This is a genomic window from Sneathia sp. DSM 16631, from assembly GCF_014892235.1.
Taxonomy (GTDB): domain Bacteria; phylum Fusobacteriota; class Fusobacteriia; order Fusobacteriales; family Leptotrichiaceae; genus Sneathia; species Sneathia vaginalis.
Window position 1 is genome coordinate 1 of the sequence record NZ_JADBHL010000005.1, and the last position, 16,784, is coordinate 16,784.

The 16,784-nt window shown below is 29.5% G+C and carries 19 protein-coding genes; 4 read left to right on the top strand and 15 right to left on the bottom strand.

Going from position 1 to position 16,784, the window contains the following annotated elements:
• The 7 genes from IMK15_RS03035 to IMK15_RS03065 all read right to left on the bottom strand — a co-directional run.
• Positions 1 to 556, bottom strand: a 556-nt coding sequence (locus tag IMK15_RS03035; protein ID WP_192941841.1) for a hypothetical protein, incomplete at its 3' end; no start/stop codon positions are given.
• Positions 557 to 767: 211 nt separating this feature from the next.
• Positions 768 to 1,427: a phosphate signaling complex protein PhoU gene (gene phoU, locus IMK15_RS03040; protein WP_192941842.1), complete on the bottom strand. Its 660-nt coding sequence runs from the start codon at positions 1,425 to 1,427 to the stop codon at positions 768 to 770.
• A gap of 11 nt (positions 1,428 to 1,438) precedes the next feature.
• Positions 1,439 to 2,185: a phosphate ABC transporter ATP-binding protein PstB gene (gene pstB, locus IMK15_RS03045; RefSeq protein WP_192941843.1), complete on the bottom strand. Its 747-nt coding sequence runs from the start codon at positions 2,183 to 2,185 to the stop codon at positions 1,439 to 1,441.
• A gap of 2 nt (positions 2,186 to 2,187) precedes the next feature.
• Positions 2,188 to 3,003 (bottom strand): phosphate ABC transporter permease PstA, encoded by an 816-nt coding sequence (pstA, locus tag IMK15_RS03050; RefSeq protein WP_192941844.1) that lies wholly within the window; start codon positions 3,001 to 3,003, stop codon positions 2,188 to 2,190.
• Positions 3,000 to 3,851, bottom strand: a complete 852-nt coding sequence (gene pstC / locus IMK15_RS03055; RefSeq protein WP_192941845.1) for a phosphate ABC transporter permease subunit PstC — start codon at positions 3,849 to 3,851, stop codon at positions 3,000 to 3,002. Before pstC ends, pstA begins: the two co-directional genes overlap by 4 nt.
• Positions 3,848 to 4,714, bottom strand: a complete 867-nt coding sequence (locus IMK15_RS03060; protein ID WP_192941846.1) for a substrate-binding domain-containing protein — start codon at positions 4,712 to 4,714, stop codon at positions 3,848 to 3,850. The genes pstC and IMK15_RS03060 overlap by 4 nt, the downstream gene beginning before the upstream one ends.
• 231 nt (positions 4,715 to 4,945) lie before the next feature.
• Positions 4,946 to 5,698, bottom strand: a complete 753-nt coding sequence (locus tag IMK15_RS03065; protein ID WP_192941847.1) for a YadA family autotransporter adhesin — start codon at positions 5,696 to 5,698, stop codon at positions 4,946 to 4,948.
• Between the two features lie 235 nt (positions 5,699 to 5,933).
• Here IMK15_RS03065 and IMK15_RS03070 point away from each other — a divergent pair, with 235 nt between their 5' ends.
• Positions 5,934 to 7,916, top strand: a complete 1,983-nt coding sequence (locus IMK15_RS03070; RefSeq protein ID WP_046329017.1) for an elongation factor G — start codon at positions 5,934 to 5,936, stop codon at positions 7,914 to 7,916.
• Complete coding sequence (locus IMK15_RS03075) at positions 7,916 to 8,788, top strand: NAD(P)-dependent oxidoreductase (RefSeq protein WP_192941848.1); 873 nt, start codon at positions 7,916 to 7,918, stop codon at positions 8,786 to 8,788. The genes IMK15_RS03070 and IMK15_RS03075 overlap by 1 nt, the downstream gene beginning before the upstream one ends.
• Before the next feature lie 32 nt (positions 8,789 to 8,820).
• On the opposite strand, the gene IMK15_RS03080 is transcribed toward IMK15_RS03075, so the two are convergent.
• Genes IMK15_RS03080 through IMK15_RS03115 form a run of 8 tightly spaced genes read right to left on the bottom strand, consistent with a single transcriptional unit; the run spans position 8,821 to position 14,631 of the window.
• On the bottom strand, positions 8,821 to 9,447 hold the full coding sequence (locus IMK15_RS03080; protein ID WP_192941849.1) for a hypothetical protein: 627 nt from the start codon (positions 9,445 to 9,447) through the stop codon (positions 8,821 to 8,823).
• A 7-nt stretch (positions 9,448 to 9,454) separates the two neighbouring features.
• Positions 9,455 to 10,651 carry an acetate/propionate family kinase gene (locus tag IMK15_RS03085; protein WP_192941850.1) on the bottom strand — a complete coding sequence of 399 codons (1,197 nt, stop codon included), beginning with the start codon at positions 10,649 to 10,651 and terminating at the stop codon, positions 9,455 to 9,457.
• A 13-nt stretch (positions 10,652 to 10,664) separates the two neighbouring features.
• Entirely contained in the window at positions 10,665 to 11,669 is a 1,005-nt protein-coding gene (pta, locus tag IMK15_RS03090; protein ID WP_192941851.1) for a phosphate acetyltransferase, read from the bottom strand.
• Positions 11,670 to 11,681: 12 nt separating this feature from the next.
• The gene (gene ftsY, locus IMK15_RS03095) at positions 11,682 to 12,560 is read right to left on the bottom strand and encodes a signal recognition particle-docking protein FtsY (RefSeq protein ID WP_084710373.1); all 879 of its coding nucleotides are present in this window, start codon (positions 12,558 to 12,560) and stop codon (positions 11,682 to 11,684) included.
• Between the two features lie 3 nt (positions 12,561 to 12,563).
• Positions 12,564 to 13,235, bottom strand: coding sequence for a tRNA (adenosine(37)-N6)-threonylcarbamoyltransferase complex dimerization subunit type 1 TsaB (tsaB, locus tag IMK15_RS03100; RefSeq protein WP_192941852.1), 672 nt, complete (start codon positions 13,233 to 13,235; stop codon positions 12,564 to 12,566).
• Complete coding sequence (tsaE, locus tag IMK15_RS03105; protein WP_046329011.1) at positions 13,204 to 13,689, bottom strand: tRNA (adenosine(37)-N6)-threonylcarbamoyltransferase complex ATPase subunit type 1 TsaE; 486 nt, start codon at positions 13,687 to 13,689, stop codon at positions 13,204 to 13,206. The genes tsaB and tsaE overlap by 32 nt, the downstream gene beginning before the upstream one ends.
• Positions 13,690 to 13,706: 17 nt before the next feature.
• Positions 13,707 to 14,336 carry a uracil phosphoribosyltransferase gene (gene upp / locus IMK15_RS03110; protein WP_192941853.1) on the bottom strand — a complete coding sequence of 210 codons (630 nt, stop codon included), beginning with the start codon at positions 14,334 to 14,336 and terminating at the stop codon, positions 13,707 to 13,709.
• Between the two features lie 55 nt (positions 14,337 to 14,391).
• Positions 14,392 to 14,631 carry a type B 50S ribosomal protein L31 gene (locus IMK15_RS03115; RefSeq protein WP_046329009.1) on the bottom strand — a complete coding sequence of 80 codons (240 nt, stop codon included), beginning with the start codon at positions 14,629 to 14,631 and terminating at the stop codon, positions 14,392 to 14,394.
• 130 nt (positions 14,632 to 14,761) lie between these two features.
• On the opposite strand from IMK15_RS03115, the gene IMK15_RS03120 reads away from it, so the two are divergent.
• Entirely contained in the window at positions 14,762 to 15,535 is a 774-nt protein-coding gene (locus tag IMK15_RS03120; protein WP_046329008.1) for an alpha/beta hydrolase, read from the top strand.
• 54 nt (positions 15,536 to 15,589) lie between these two features.
• Positions 15,590 to 16,711, top strand: a complete 1,122-nt coding sequence (locus IMK15_RS03125; RefSeq protein WP_192941854.1) for a tetratricopeptide repeat protein — start codon at positions 15,590 to 15,592, stop codon at positions 16,709 to 16,711.
• Positions 16,712 to 16,784 lie beyond the last annotated feature (73 nt).

Below are 16,784 nucleotides of genomic sequence, written 5' to 3' on the forward strand. Positions count from 1 at the left end.
TCTTAGCAGCTACTTTTAATACGTGTTCTGATTCTACACCTTTACCATATTCTCCATCTTTCTTTTCAAATGGGAATTTAGTCTTTGAAGTTAATGATACTTCTACACCGTTATTGAAGCTGTGAGCTAATTGTCCTTCTAATTCTACATTACCTTTTTTGAAGTTATGTTTTCCATCTTCAGTTGGTGCTTTAGGATTTAATGTTCCTTTTACATATGATTTAATTCCAGAGAATTCTGGTAATTCATATTTAGCGTATACACTTGAATGATCTAATAGATTATCAGTGTATTTTTCAGTTGTTAATGGATTTTCTTTTGATATACCCTTAAGATCCTTGTTAGCTAATACAGCACCTAAAGTAAATCTATTAACTTTTACTTCACCTTTAACTGATAATTCTTCTACATCACCAGATATTTTAGTTTCATTACTTACATTTTGTTTAAATGTTACTCCACCTTTAGCAGTACCTTCAACAAATCCTTTTGGTGATTCTACTGCTAATGCAGTCATTGATGCAATCACGCTTGCTAATAATATTGTTTTTTTCATAATTTCTCTCCTTTTCAAAAAGATTTTTTAATATTTCTATAGTAGTCAAGTATATTTTAGCTAAAAAAAAAAAAAAAAAGTGGTTTGAAAATAAATAAAAGTTTATTTTTTAACCACAATTAGACTTAACGAATTTAATGCATTATATATTCAAAAATTGAATTAAGTACTTTTTTAACTTTGAAGAAAAATTTTTAATTGAAAACATGAATTAGAGTATTTTTGAATTCTTATGTTCTCCAGTTATTGAAAATATCGCCCATTCTGCAATATTTACTGAGTGATCACCTATTCTTTCAAAATATTTTGCGATTAATAGGTCTTCTATTATTTTTTCTCCATCTTCATCAGTGTCTTTTATTAAATGCATCATTTCTTTCTTTATTTTTTCAAATAGGTCATCTACTACATCATCAGATTTAATAACTAAATTAGCAAGATTAATATCCTTATTAATATATGCATTAATACTGTTAGTTATCATTTCAGTCGTCTTATTAGACATAGCAATGAAGTTTTTAAAGTTTTCAATATTTTTCAATGTCTTTTTAGTTTCAAGTATTATTTCTGAAATATCTGTTGCATGATCACCTATACGTTCTAAGTCTATTATCATTTTAAATGCTGAAGATATTGTTCTTAAATCTTTGGCAACGGGTTGTTCGTGTAATATTAAATTAAGGCATAAACGTTCTATATTTTTTTCCATTGAGTTAATATCGTTTTCATTTTGCAAAATTTCTTTAGCAATTTCTTTGTCTTGATTCTCAAGGATACGTATAGTATTGGCTATTTGTTCTTTTACCATTTCACCCATTTTAACAAGGTTATCATTTAGTAAGTTTAATTTTTCATCATATTTTTCTCTCATTTTATTCACTCCTATCCAAATCTTCCTGTGATATAGTCTTCTGTTCTTTTATCACGAGGATTACTAAAAATATCATCAGTTTTTCCGACTTCTATTATTCTACCTAGTAAGAAAAATGCAGTATCATCACTTATTCTTATAGCCTGTTGCATATTATGGGTTACCATAATTATTGTATATTTTTCTTTTAAAACTCTAACTAAGTCCTCTATTTTCCCAGTAGAAATTGGATCTAATGCACTTGTAGGTTCGTCCATAAGTAAAACTTCAGGTTCGACAGCTAATGCTCTTGCTATACATAATCTTTGTTGTTGCCCTCCAGATAATGCAAGTGCTGACTTATATATCCTATCTTTAACATCATCGTAAAGAGCAGCTTTTCTAAGAGAGTTTTCTACAATGAAGTCTAACTCAGATTTTTTCGTTATACCATGAGTTCTAGGACCAAAAGCAATATTGTCATATATACTCATGGGGAAAGGATTTGGTTTTTGAAAAACCATACCAACTCTTTTTCTTAATTGATTAACTTGTATATCATTAACATTTTTAGAATCTAATAAAATTTCACCTTCAATTTTACAATCTTCTACTAAATCATTCATTCTATTGATAGATTTTAAAAGAGTAGATTTACCACATCCAGATGGCCCTATAAAGGACATTATTTTATTCTCTTTTATTGAAATATTAATGTCTTTTAATGCTTGAAATTTGTTGTAATAGAGATTTAAATTTTTTACTTGTATTTTGTCCATATTTACCCCTTTTTCAAATTATTAGTAATTTTTTTGGCAAGTAAGTTAATACCTAGTATTAGTATTAAAAGTATAAATGCTGTTGCATATGCTTTATCGGTATGTAAGCCTTCACTAGATAAACTATATACATGTACTGCTAATGTTCTTGATGATGAAAAAATACTTTTAGGTAATTGTGCTACTGTTCCTGCAGTATAAATTAGGGCAGCACTTTCTCCAATTATTCTACCTATTGAAAGTATTATTCCAGAAAGTATACCTGGCATGCTTGCAGGTAATACTATGGAAAATACAGTTCTTAATTTTCCAGCACCTAAACCAAAAGCACCTTGTCTATAGCTATCAGGAACAGAGTTTAATGCGTTTTCTGTTGTTTCCATGATTATTGGTAAAATCATTATTGCAAGTGTTAATGATCCTGATATTAAAGAAAAGCCTAGTTTGAGCTTTGTAACGAAAAAAAGCATTCCAAATAGACCGTAAACAATAGAGGGTATACCAGCTAATGTTTGAGTAGTAATAGAGATTAATTGAATAATCCTATTTTTCTTATTTGCATATTCAGTTAGATATATTGCACTACCTATTCCAAATGGTATTGAAAATATTAATGTTAGTATGATTATGGCTATAGTAGATACGAATGATGGAAAAATAGAGCTATTTTCACTAGTATAGTTTATTGAGAAAATAGAGAGGTCTATATTCTTTATTCCGTTTATCACTATGTACATAATTAAAAATACAAACATACCAAATGCTAAAAGTGCAGAAGAATACACAAAAAATTTAAATAAATAGTCTTTTATCTTCATTTGTTATCCTTTCTGTTTAAATATACAAAAGTACAATTGATTAATAGTATGAAAATAAATAGAATTAATCCTGTTGCGATAAGTGTTTGTCTGTGGAATCCTGTTGCATATCCCATTTCTATAACTATATTAGTTGTTAGAGTTCTAGCTCCTTTTAATATATTTGTAGGTAGAATAGTTTGGTTACCAGCAACCATTACGACAGCCATAGTTTCACCTATAGCTCTACCTATACCTAAGATTATACTTGAGAATATACCTCTCTTGGCTGCAGGTAATACTATACTGTATATCGCTCTTTCATGGCTAGCACCAAGGGCTAGTGCTCCTTCATAATAGAATTTGGGGACTGTGGTTATAGAAGTTTCTGTTATGCAAATTATTGTAGGTAAAATCATTAAACCTAATAGTACTGATGCACTTAATATTCCTTTACCAGTATATCCGAATACTGTTCTAACAAATGGGACTATCATTACCAATCCAAAAAAACCAAATACTATTGATGGTATTCCAGCTAATAAATCAACGGTGTTTTTTAAAAAAGGATATATCTTTTTAGGACAGTAATTTGCAAGATATATTGCAGTCATAATACCTATAGGTACACCGATGATAATAGCACCTATTGTTATTACAACACTTCCTAGTATCATTGGTAATATACCGTAACTTGCAGGTATATCCGTAGGAGACCAATCAATATTGAAAATGAAATTTCTAAGACCTAATTGTTTTATCACAGGGAAACCATTAATTAGTAGAAAAGAACAAATTAATACAACGCATAATATTGTTGTAGTTGAAATAGCTAAAAAAACGTAGGACATTACCTTTTCTTTGTTCATTTTTTAGTCACCTCTATCCATTTTTTAATATTTCCTAAATAAATATTTTTTATTTCATTTTTAGTGAGACTTTCTGTAGTATTTTCCTTATTTACAATTAAAACAATAGGATCTAACGCTATCTTTATTTCCTCTAGATTTGCTTTTTCTTCATCTTTTAAACTTCTACTAGCTAAACCTAGGTTATATACCTTTTCTGCTGTTTTGGTTATACCAATTGTACTATCACTAATTTGTAGTTCAATCTTTACATCTTTATTAACCTTACAGTACGCTTCTATTATTTTCTCCATAAGTGGTGAGACTGAACTTGATCCACCGATAATTAACTTTCCTTTTACTTTCTGGGTTGGATAATTTGCAAAAAATTGATTTGGAATAGGAATGTAGGAATTTTTTTTGATAATTTCTTGTCCTTGATTTGAAAAAATGAATGAAATAAAATGATTGAATAAAGGATTATCGTGGTCGCTTTTATTAACGATCACTGAAAAATTTCTGACGACAGTATATTTACCATTTTGAACATTCTCAATATCTGGGTAAATATTATCGACTTTCAAAATTTTAATATCCTTATTAGCTGACCCTAAAGAAACATATCCTATGGCATGCTTGTCGTTCTTTACAGTCTGAATAATAGTGTTGGTATTATTCTCAACACTTGCTTGTTTGGTAATTAAATCTTTTTTAAGATTTTTACCTTTCAATTCTAGTTTGAAAATATCCATAAATGCACCCCTAGTACCTGAGCCTTGCTCTCTTGTGATGACATTTATGTCTCTAGTGGGATTAAATTTATCCTGCATACAACACGCGAGGAATAAACTTATACTGAATAGAAAAATAATTTTCCTTAGCATTATATCACCTTCTTCACCCGTATTATATCAAAAGATATTTTATTGTAAAGAATCAATATTTTTTTCACATATTCAAAATCACATGAAAAATCGTTAAAATCTATTAAATTTTAGTAAGCTCCATATTAAACTATATATATAATATTTTAATTGTAGTTTCATCTATTGAAACAATCCTTTTTTGTTCATCGTCAAATAAAAAAATACACCCATTAAAGGGTGTACCATATTTTACTTGTTTTGTAATTGTTTAACTAAATTTTCTAATTTTTCTATTCTATCAAGTAATTCTTTATTAGATTGATTCTTCTTACCAAGATTAACACCAACTCCAACACCGAATGCAAGATTACCTTTAGTATTAACAGCACCAGATAGCTTGTAACTTAATCTATCATTAGCAATATGTCCACTAAGACCTAAAGCAAATGAATGAGAACCAGCATAAGTACCATATGAAGCAGAAATATTATGATTGTATTCACTTGATACTGTAGGTAAATTAGCCATAGCAACAGCTAATGAAACACCATCTAAAGCGTGATTGGCAGTTTTAGATAATGCATCGATTTTTTGGTCAATACTTTTTTTACGATTTACAAAATATAGAAAACCGTCATTATCAGGTGAGGCATGTACAGTACGAAGATAATGAATGTTAGTATCATAATCTTCAAATAGAGCATCTACATATTCTTTTGCTTTTTTTAATTTATTTAAATCATCTGTGCTATCAATTTCAAAAGCATTTTTAATATCTATCTTATCGTCATCATTTTTTGCAAGTCTGTCAATTTTATTATTTATCTCGTTTCTTAACGCTGCTATTTTTTGATCTTCTTCACTAGGTGTATCATCTTGTTGTTGTAATGAATATTTCGGACAACCATGTGCACCTGCTTGATGATTTCCACAAAGTAATTGATTAGTGAATGTCAAACTACTTGAAATTAAAAATATTAAACTTATTGTTGCTTTTTTCATATATACTCCTTTTTTACATGATAAATATTATTATACTCTTTAAAAAAAAGAAAAAAAGTGCAATTTAACGAAAAATTTGTTAATAATTTAACTTAAAATAGAATATGTGCTCTTTCTTTATAATATCCTTACTTATACGCACTTCTTGTTTTTTAACTAAAATATTTTTTTTCAGTTATACACAAATATCAAAACAGGGATATAATATAGTATATAAAGATTGTGGAGGTTAGATATGAGAATTTATGATATCAAAAATATTAGAAATATAGCAGTGTTGGGTCAGACTGGTGCTGGTAAAAGCAATTTCATTGAATCTTTAGAATATACAGTTGGATTAGTAGATAAAATTTCAAATCCTAATGATATATTTAAAATGACTAATACGACTATGTTAAACACAATGGAATATCAAAATATTAAGTATAATTTTTTGGATATACCAGGTTATTCAGACTTTGTAGGAGAAGTAAAATCAGGATTAGCAGCAGCTGCTGGTGCAATTATTGTAGTAGATGCAACAACTGATGTATCAATAGGTACAGAATTAGCTTTTGAAGCGGTAGATGAAAAAAAACTTCCTAAGATAATCTTTATTAACAAAATAGACAGCGAAAAAGCAGATTTTGACAAGATAATACGTGAATTAAAACAAAAATTTGGTAAAAGAATAGCACCTTTCCACATACCTTGGGGAACAGGTAAAGACTTTAAAGGTCATATTAATGTTGTAGACCTATATGCCAGAATATATGACGGAAAATCTTGTAATGATGCACCTATGCCTAAAGACATATATTATACAGAAATAAGGGACATGTTATTAGAAGCTGTAGCTGAAACTAGTGAAGAATTAATGGATAAATACTTTGCAGGTGAAGAATTTACAACAGAACAAATGCATGAAGGATTAAGAAAAGGTGTTTTAGATGGAACATTAGTGCCTGTAATATGCGGATCTAGTTACAAGAATATTGGACTACATACTACATTTAACATGATAAGAGAATATATGCCATCACCTATTGATAATGTAAGTGTAAAAAGCCATGTAAAAGACTTTAGTGCACAAATATTTAAGACAGTAATAGATCCATTTTTAGGAGTTTTGTCATATGCTAAAGTTGTTTCAGGGGAAATAAAGAGTGATACCGAAGTGTATAATATCAACAAAAAAGAAACAGAAAAAATAGGTAAGATATATACTTGGGTACATGACAATTTAGTAGAATTACCTAAGGCAATAGTTGGAGATATTGTTGTATTTACAAAGCTTTTATACACCAAAAACTCAGATACTTTAAGCACTAATCCTAATATGGAACCTATACCTGCAATAGAATTTCCTAAAGAACAAATGCTAATTGCCATAGTTCCAGAAAAGAAAGCCGATGAAGAAAAGATATCTAATGCGTTGCATAAATTAAGAGATGAAGACTCATCATTCTATTGGAGACGTGATCAAGAAACAGGGCAAACAGTATTAGGTGTTCAAGGAGAAATTCATGCTAATAGGATAATAGAAAAGTTACTAAAACGTTATGGAGTTAAGGTCATTGTAACAGAACTTAAAGTTCCATATAGGGAAACAATAAAGGGAACATCAGATGTGCAAGGTAAATACAAAAAACAATCTGGTGGTCACGGGCAATATGGAGATGTAAAAATTAGATTCTCACATACTAAGGAACACTTTGAATTTAGTGAAGAAATAGTAGGAGGAGCTGTACCTAAATCATATATCCCAGCCGTTGAAAAAGGGTTAATAGAAGCCATGAAAGAAGGAGTATTAGCAGGTTATCCAGTTACTGGTATAAAGGCAGTGCTTTATGATGGTTCATACCATGAAGTAGACTCATCAGAAATGGCATTCAAAGTTGCAGCTTCACTAGCATTCAAAAAAGGTATGCAAGAAGCTAATCCAGTATTGTTAGAACCCATAATGCAATTAAGCATAACTATACCAGAAGATTATGTTGGTGATATTATGGGAGATATTAGTAAAAGACGTGGTAAGGTACTAGGAATGGAAAGCTTATACAACGGTAAGCAAACCTTAAAAGCAGTAGCACCTATGGCGGAAACTTTTAAATATATTAATGATTTAAAATCTATGACTCAAGGAAAGGGTAAATTTGAAATGGTATTTTTAAACTATGAAGAAGTACCACAAGAAATTGCTGTAAAGATCATAGAAAAGAAAAGAGCTAACCAATAATGAAAGTAACAGTGATAGAACCTTTAAATGTTGATATGACAGAAGTCAAGAATATGTTTAAAGAAAAAGGAATTGATTTTGTAGTTTATGAAACAAAAGCTAAAGATGCTAATGAACTGTATGAAAGAGCAAAAGATAGTGATGTACTTGTAATTGCTAATACAAAATTTCCTAATGAAGTTCTAGAAAAATTAGAAAAAACAAAGTATATTTCTATAGCTTTTACAGGCTTTGATCATATAGATGTAGAGAAAGCTAAAAGCATGGGAATAGTTGTTTCAAATTCTAGAGGATATTCAGATATATGTGTAGCTGAACTTGTTATAGGGCAAGTATTGAATATTTATAGAGAGTTGAATAAAAGAGGCGTACATTCTGGATATGAAATACACGGGAAAACAGTTGGTATCATTGGCTATGGGAATATAGGGCAAAGAGTTTCTAAATTATTTAGTAGTTTTGGAGCAAGTACCATATACTATGATCCCCATCAGGTAGGTACTAGCACACTAGAAGAAGTTTTAAGAAGATCGGATATATTAACTCTGCATATGCCTTTAAATAAAGAAACAGAAAATTTCATGAATTATGATAAATTAAGACTTTTAAAACCTACTGCTATTTTAATAAATACAGCACGTCCTAGTGTATTAAATACAAATGATCTAGCTAGAATATTAAAAGAAAAAAGAATTTATGCTGTAGCTTTAGACGTGTTTAATGATTATGACTTGCTAAAAGAATATGATAATGTATTTGTAACAGATCATATTGCATATCTGACTCATGAATCTATGGTTAGAAGATTAAAAATATGCATTGATAATGTTATACAGTATATTGATGGAAATATACAAAATAGAGTGAACTGAATAGTATAAAAATCGAGGGCAAACACCCTCGATTAATTTTTCTTTATAACATACATAAAACAAATTCCTAATAAATTTAATATCATCAAAATAGCTAAGTATATATGTTGTGATAATGTATTAAAGTATGGCACTATGCTATTTTGTATGAAAAACATATTTGTTCCTAATCCCTTGTTTCCTACATATGCAAAAGATATTAGGATAAATAGGGATATGATACTACAAACTAAACCTGCAAATACCACCTTTTGTCTTAAAAAGTAAGAACCATAAAGTATGGCTAAGATTATTAAGAAATAGTTGGTAGTTATTAAAAACAGGTGTAGTAGATTATCACATTTAATAGGGATAAATAGTAGTATTAAGAGTATCACATACATAAAGTGATACGATAGGTTATAGCACATCCTGTTATTTGTAATTAAGAATATTATGCAACTAATTAGAACGACAGTACTTACTAAAGAAAAATTAGTAAATATTGACCATTTTTTAAAGATGATATATGAGATATCTAAAGCTTTAAATATTACTAATACTATACCTAAAAACTTAGCATACTTATACTTATTCCTTACAACAAAGCCCATAGAGAAAAGTACTAAAAGCACTATAGTCGCAAAACTTAGAGCATAAATATATTCCTTATTAAACATATGCATACTATTTAACCAATCTAGCTGCATCATTTGCTATCATTAATTCTTCAGCAGTTTCTATCTTGTAAATTTTAACTTTTGAAGTAGGTTTTGAATATTCAACATCTCCAGAAATCATTTCTTTATTCTTTTCATAGTCTAATTCTATTCCTAAAAATTCAAGACCACGGCATATACCTTCACGAGCTCTAAATGCATTTTCACCTATACCACCAGTGAATGCTATTGCATCTACACCACCAAGTGCTACTATGTATGATCCTATGTAACTTCTTACTCTGTAACAGAACATTTCATATGCTAATTTAGCACGTTTATCACCATTTATCATAGCATCTTGTACATCTCTAAAGTCAGAACTCTTACCGAATATACCTAATAATCCTGATTTCTTATTCAATCTAGTATCAGTTTCACTAGCACTTAAATTTCTCTTTTGCATGATGTATAAAGGAACAGCAGGGTCTATATCACCACAACGTGTACCCATCATAACACCAGCTAATGGAGTTAATCCCATAGAAGTATCAATTACCTTACCATTTTTAACGGCAGATATAGAGGCACCATTACCTAAATGGCAAACAATAATTTTAGAATCTTTTTTACCTAATAATTCACTTGCTCTGTTACTTACAAATTTATGTGATGTACCATGGAATCCATATTTTCTTACCTTTAATTCAGTATAGTCTTCTTCAGGTACAGGGTATCTATATGCATAATCTGGCATAGTTTGGTGGAAAGCTGTATCAAATACTACAACTTGTGGTGTATTAGGTAATAGTTTTTGTATAACCTTTATACCCATTAAGTTAGCAGGATTATGTAGTGGAGCTAAGTCAGCCAATTCTTCTATTTTTTTAATAACATCATCATTTACTAGTACTGCATCATCGAAGTATTCACCACCATGAACAACTCTATGACCTATTGCATCTACATCATCCATAGAAGAAATTACACCATTAGTTTTATCTTGTAATTTTTCTAGTACAACTTGTATTGCAACTTTGTGGTCTTGCATAGGAGTAGGTTTTTCAATTTCATTGTAACCAGTAACCTTGTTTTTGTAAGTGAATATTTGGTTACTAATACCTATTCTTTCACAAATTCCTTTGGCTAGAGTTTTTTTAGTTTCTGTGTCTATAAGTTCAAATTTAAGTGATGAACTACCACTGTTAATTACTAATATTTTCATATATATTCTCTCCTTATTTTGCTTCACAACATGCAATTGCTACTATACTTACTATATCATCATCACTACATCCTCTTGATAAATCATGAACTGGACTTGCAAGACCTTGGATAAGTGGACCTAATGCAGTAGCACCTGCTAATCTTTGTACTAGTTTGTAACCAATGTTTCCAGCTGATAAATTAGGGAAAATGAATACATTTGCACTACCTGCAACAGTAGAACCTTTAGCTTTTAATTGAGCAACCTTAGGAACTACAGCAGCATCAAATTGTAATTCACCATCATATGCAAAATCTACATTCTTTTCATCAAGTATCTTTTTAGCTTCTCTCATCTTAGTTACTGTTTCACCTTCAGCACTACCCTTAGTTGAGTAAGTAAGTAGGGCAACCTTAGGTTCTTTAATTCTTGCAACTAATCTTGCTTTTTCTACAGCTGAGATAGTAATATCAGCTATTTGTTCTGCTGTTGGTTCTGGTATAACACCACAGTCAGAGAATACCATAGTACCGTTTTCACCATAAGTATTATCCTTTAAAAGCATAACGAAAGAACTTGATACTGTTTTTAATCCTTTTTTTGGGCCTATTACTTGTATAGCTGCTCTTAAAACACTAGCAGTAGGTGATAATGAACCTGCTACCATACCATCAGCCATTTTCATTCTAACCAACATAGCTCCAAAGAATCTAGGGTCAGTAGTCATGATAGTCTTAGCTTGTTCAAAAGTCATACCTTTTTTTGCTCTTAATTTTGCGTATTCATTAGCAAAATCATCTATTTTGTCAAAATTAGTTTGGTCTATTATTTTAACACCAGCTATATCAACACCGTATTTTTTTGCATCGCTTTCAACCTTATCTTTAGAACCTATAAGGATAAGATTAGCAAAACCTTGTTTAAGAATTTTAGCCGCAGCTCTAATAACTCTTTCATCTTCAGTTTCAGGAAGCACTATACACTTTTTGTTAGATTGCACTTCTTTCTTTATTTCTTCAATTAAATTTCTAGACATATTATGTCCCCCTTATTTATTAAAAATTTCTTTTACAAAACTTTTTGGATCAAAGACTTTTAAGTCATTGATACCTTCACCAACACCTAAGAATTTCACAGGTTTTTGTAATTCTTCTATTATTGGGAATATTATACCTCCCTTAGCTGTTCCATCATATTTTGTAAGTATTACACCAGTAATAGAGGTTATTTCATTAAATATTTTAGCTTGTTCTAAACCATTTTGACCAGTTGTAGCATCTATTACAAGCAAAGTTTCAATATTTGCAGAATCAATTTTGTTAGTTATTATCTTTTTAATTTTACCCAATTCATCCATTAAATCTTTTTTGTTATGTAATCTTCCAGCAGTATCTATTATACTAACTTGTATGTTTTCGCTGTTTAAATAGTTTAATGTATCAAAAACAACAGCAGCAGGATCAGTTCCTTTTTTTTGTGATATTACTTTAACTGAAACTCTCTTACCCCATTCTTCTAGTTGTTCAATAGCTGCAGCACGGAAAGTATCAGCTGCACCTATTACTAATGTATAGCCACTGTTTTTAATAATATTAGCTATTTTACCAACAGATGTAGTCTTACCAACTCCATTAACACCTACAAGTAGTATTACATTCTTTTTAGACTTATCTAATCTTAGTGAATTATCACTAAACTTATTTATCTTACCTATTAATATCTCTTCTAGCTTAGCATAGACTTCATCAGTAGTAGAAAAATTATTCTTCATTAACTCTTCTATTATACTACTTGTAGTCTTTATACCCATATCAGATTGGATTAAAAGTTCTTCTAATTCTTCGTATAGTTCATCTGTTATGCTTTGACCTACAAAAAATTCTTTTAATTTTGTGAAAAATCCTTTTTTAGGTTTAAGTAATGACATATTCTACACTCCTTTATACTCACGCTCAGCTTGTGATTGTTCAAGATAATATGGATGAACACTTGCAATATCTTCTTTTTGTGCAAGATTATCTTTAAACATATCATAAAATACTTTAGAATCAACTAGAAGTTTATGGTAACTGACTTTAACAGTATCTAAAGTTTCAATCACCTCTCTATAGTTATATGCTATATCTCCAGCAAATACAATACTTTTCTTTGTATTTTTTAATTCTTCAACTAGAGTATATATGTTCCCTATAGTATCATCTTTAATTTTTACGCCATTTTCGTGAATGTTGTAATATATTTTACCTTTTCTTGAATCAATTCCAGATACAACAATACTAGCTAAGTCTTTTGCAGGATAGAATATGGCGTCCAATTCAGACACGCTAAAAATTTCAACATCTTTTTCTAAAGCAAAGATACCTTTAATTAAAGACATAGCTATTCTAATACCTGTAAAAGATCCAGGTCCTTTAGAAATTATTACACGTTTAACATTTTGTATACTTTCACCAGTCCATTCAAAAAGACTTTTTACTTGATTTAATATATTAACCGAATGGGTCTTTTTAACATTAACGTCAATAGATCCTAGTAAAAGATCATCTTGAAAAAGACTCATGCTAGCAAGTTTAGTTGAAGTTGTAATTGTAAATGTCAACATAATTTTTTTCACCATCTTTCATAGTATATATTGATATATATCTTGTGTCTAAACTATCATGTTCTATTTTAAAGAAAAGACAGTTATCTGGTAGTGAATGAGGTATTAAATCAGCCCATTCTATTAAAACTAAACCAGGAGCATCAATATAGTCAAAGTAGCCGATTTCATAAAGGCTATCTTCGTTACTAATTCTATATACATCAAAATGTGCGATGTCAATGCTAGGGGTAGTATATTCAATTAAGAATGTAAAAGTTGGACTCTTTACAGGCACACAAACGCCAAGGTCCTTTAAAAGTCTCTTGGCGAATGCAGTTTTTCCTGTACCTAAATCACCTATTAAGGCGATACAAATACTTTTTTCCTTATTTTCTGATATCTTACTAGCAATGTGATCAATGATATTATTTATTTCATTAAAATTTAATTTTGTATGTTTTATACCAGTCATATTATACCACTTTTTTCCTATTTTGTACCAAAAATTCTGTCTCCAGCGTCACCTAAACCAGGGTAAATGTATGCGTGTTCATTTAAACCTTGATCAATAGCAGCAACATAAAGATTTATCTTTGGATATTTTTCAATAATTGCCTTTATACCTTCTGGTGCGGCTATTATACACATTACAGTAATATTCTTAATATCAACACCTAGATTTACAAGATAATCTAATGTGTAAATTATAGATCCACCAGTTGCTAACATAGGGTCAGTTATTATTACCTTACTTTCAAGAATGTTTGTAGGCATTTTTGCATAGTAGTATGTAGGTTTGAATGTTTCTTCATTACGGTAAACCCCTAAATGTCCTACTTTAGCATTAGGTATTAAGTCAAGTAGAGCGTCAACCATACCAAGTCCTGCTCTTAGGATAGGAACAATTGTAACTGGTTGAGCTAATACTTTAGTAGTTGTTGTCATTATAGGTGTAGTAGTTTCAGTGTCCTTAACCTTGAAGTCTTTTGTTGCTTCATAAACCATAAGTGCAGCTATTTCATAAAGACTTTCTCTAAACAACTTTGTGTCAGTATCCTTGTTTCTTAAATTAGTCAACTTATGTTCAATAAGTGGGTGATTAAATTCGAAAATTGCCATTAAATATACCTCCTAAATTATTTCAAAAAAAAGCAGAGCACGTACTCTGCAAAAATTATAAATTATATTTTTTCTTAAATTTATCAACTCTTCCAGTTTCATCAACAAATTTTGATTTTCCTGTGTAGAACGGATGTGAAGTTGAGCTTATAGCCACTTTAATAACAGGGTATTCTTTACCTTCAAAAGTAGCAGTATCTTTAGTTTCTTTAGTAGATTTTCCTAAAAACATATACCCATTGCTTGTGTCTTCAAATACAACTAATCTGTATTCAGGGTGTAAACCTTTTTTCATTTGTGGAAACTCCTTTCATGTTTATTTCTTCAAACTATATTATCATATATTCATATGAAAGTAAAGTAAAATATTGTAAAATTATTTGTCATAAAGTATAATAAGGTAAATTGCAGAAAGGAGCTACATTATGAGGAAGAAAGTTTTAAGTATTTTAGCAATAATTGTGATACTTTGTGCAGGAATAGGTGAGTATTTCGTTCGATATGCAATGAAAAATCCTAATCCACGTGGAATTAATGTGGAGTATATAAAACGGGATGATAAGAAATTGGCTGTAATACTACATGGGTATAAGACGGATGCAAAAAGAATGGAAAGAGAAAAAGACATATTCCTAAAAATGAATTATTCTGTCCTATTAATCGATAACCAAAGTAAATACTATACATTTGGTAAAAATGAAAAAAGAGTATTAATAGACATATTAAAACAGTACAAAGATAAAGATATCACACTATATGGTATGTCTATGGGTGCAGCAACTGTTCTTCAAGCTGCAGGTGAAAAAGATTTTCCTAAAAATGTTAAAGTCCTTATAGTCGATTCCCCATACGATGACATATACTCAGTATTTAAACAAGAGTTGAAGAAAAGATTTAATTTACCTGAATATCCTGTATTACCACTTGCAAGAATTGTTGCCTTCTTACAATTAGGTGTGGATATAAAGGGGATAAATGCAAGTAAGAATATAAATAACACAAATGTACCCATCTTATTCTTACACGGTACAGCTGATACTTTTGTAACCCCAAATCAAAGTAAAAAGATATATGATAAGTATAATGGGAAGAAAGAATACATTAAGTTTAATGGCATTAAACATTCAGAAATGGATATGTATTGTAAAGACAAATACGAGAGCAGTATAAGACAATTTTTGAATGAAAATCAAAAATAATAGACACAAATTAAAAAATAGTGTATAATTTAAATAAAAAAAAGGAGATATAAAATGAAAAAAATTATAGCAATTTCAGCTTTATTAACAAGCCTATTAGCAATAGCTGGGCCAAAAGCTGATTTACAAACTGCAAACAAATTGTTAGTAGAAAAAAAAGTTGACCAAGCAGTTAAAGTTCTAAAGGATAGCAAAAACACAAAAGGTGAAGAAGCAGAATATGAATTGATTAACTATGCATTAGCAACAAAATTTTCAAAAACAAATGAAGAAGCTATTGAATACTTAAAAAAGGCAGCTGAAAATCCAAAATCAAATAGTCAAGCAGCAGTACAAGCTAATATGTATTTAGTAAGCACTGCTAAGACAAATAAAGAAAAAATTAAATATTTAGAAATACTAAACGAAAGATTAAATAAAAGTGACTTAGATACTTTATCAGTTTTAGCTGCACTATACAAAGTAGAAAATGAAACATCTAAATTCAATGATATTGTAAAATTAATTGAAAATACAAAAAGACAAGATGTAATAGATAACTTTAACCTATTACTTGGAAGAGCTTTATTAGGTACAAATAAAGAATCAGATGGTATATCATATTTAAATAAGGCAGCAAATTCAAAATTTGTTAATATTAAGTCTGGTGTATATTTAGCTTATGCAGATTACTATTTAGCAAAAAAAGACGTTAAAAGTGCAACTAGATATTTAAATGGAGCATCAGTAGATAAAGACAATTATTATTTAATTTCTAATAGATTTTTAAATTATATAGGAGATGTTAAAACAGCTTATTCATATGCAGAAAAAGCTTACAACAATTCACCAGCTGTTAATGAATACTTAAATTATGTATTTGTATTATCAACAATAACTAAAGACAGTAAAGGTGAAGCAAAATATGCAAATCTATTAAAGAAAAAAGGAGCTAAAAATATTACATTAGCAGTCTTACTACACAATAATGGAATATATGAACCAGCAGAAAAATATGCAAAATTAGCACTTAAAGATAAATCTAAAGATGCAGACCTTTTACTATCACTAATATATGGTAAGACAGGTAAAATAGACTTAGCTATTACACACGCTAAAAAAGCTGTAGCAAATAAGGTTACAGGTGCAGATAATATATTAAAACAATTAGAAGCAATAAAGAAACAAGCTAAATAAAATATTAATTAATTAAAGATGTTACTATTATTCTCGTAATAGTAGCATTTTTTTTGAAAAAATAATATAATTG

Coding starts and splice junctions, on each gene's coding strand:
- phoU (WP_192941842.1), bottom strand. CDS start 1,427: ATGAGAGAAAAATATGATGAAAAATTAAACTTACTAAATGATAACCTT.
- pstB (WP_192941843.1), bottom strand. CDS start 2,185: ATGGACAAAATACAAGTAAAAAATTTAAATCTCTATTACAACAAATTT.
- pstA (WP_192941844.1), bottom strand. CDS start 3,003: ATGAAGATAAAAGACTATTTATTTAAATTTTTTGTGTATTCTTCTGCA.
- pstC (WP_192941845.1), bottom strand. CDS start 3,851: ATGAACAAAGAAAAGGTAATGTCCTACGTTTTTTTAGCTATTTCAACT.
- IMK15_RS03060 (WP_192941846.1), bottom strand. CDS start 4,714: ATGCTAAGGAAAATTATTTTTCTATTCAGTATAAGTTTATTCCTCGCG.
- IMK15_RS03065 (WP_192941847.1), bottom strand. CDS start 5,698: ATGAAAAAAGCAACAATAAGTTTAATATTTTTAATTTCAAGTAGTTTG.
- IMK15_RS03070 (WP_046329017.1), top strand. CDS start 5,934: ATGAGAATTTATGATATCAAAAATATTAGAAATATAGCAGTGTTGGGT.
- IMK15_RS03075 (WP_192941848.1), top strand. CDS start 7,916: ATGAAAGTAACAGTGATAGAACCTTTAAATGTTGATATGACAGAAGTC.
- IMK15_RS03080 (WP_192941849.1), bottom strand. CDS start 9,447: ATGTTTAATAAGGAATATATTTATGCTCTAAGTTTTGCGACTATAGTG.
- IMK15_RS03085 (WP_192941850.1), bottom strand. CDS start 10,651: ATGAAAATATTAGTAATTAACAGTGGTAGTTCATCACTTAAATTTGAA.
- pta (WP_192941851.1), bottom strand. CDS start 11,669: ATGTCTAGAAATTTAATTGAAGAAATAAAGAAAGAAGTGCAATCTAAC.
- ftsY (WP_084710373.1), bottom strand. CDS start 12,560: ATGTCATTACTTAAACCTAAAAAAGGATTTTTCACAAAATTAAAAGAA.
- tsaB (WP_192941852.1), bottom strand. CDS start 13,235: ATGTTGACATTTACAATTACAACTTCAACTAAACTTGCTAGCATGAGT.
- tsaE (WP_046329011.1), bottom strand. CDS start 13,689: ATGACTGGTATAAAACATACAAAATTAAATTTTAATGAAATAAATAAT.
- upp (WP_192941853.1), bottom strand. CDS start 14,336: ATGGCAATTTTCGAATTTAATCACCCACTTATTGAACATAAGTTGACT.
- IMK15_RS03115 (WP_046329009.1), bottom strand. CDS start 14,631: ATGAAAAAAGGTTTACACCCTGAATACAGATTAGTTGTATTTGAAGAC.
- IMK15_RS03120 (WP_046329008.1), top strand. CDS start 14,762: ATGAGGAAGAAAGTTTTAAGTATTTTAGCAATAATTGTGATACTTTGT.
- IMK15_RS03125 (WP_192941854.1), top strand. CDS start 15,590: ATGAAAAAAATTATAGCAATTTCAGCTTTATTAACAAGCCTATTAGCA.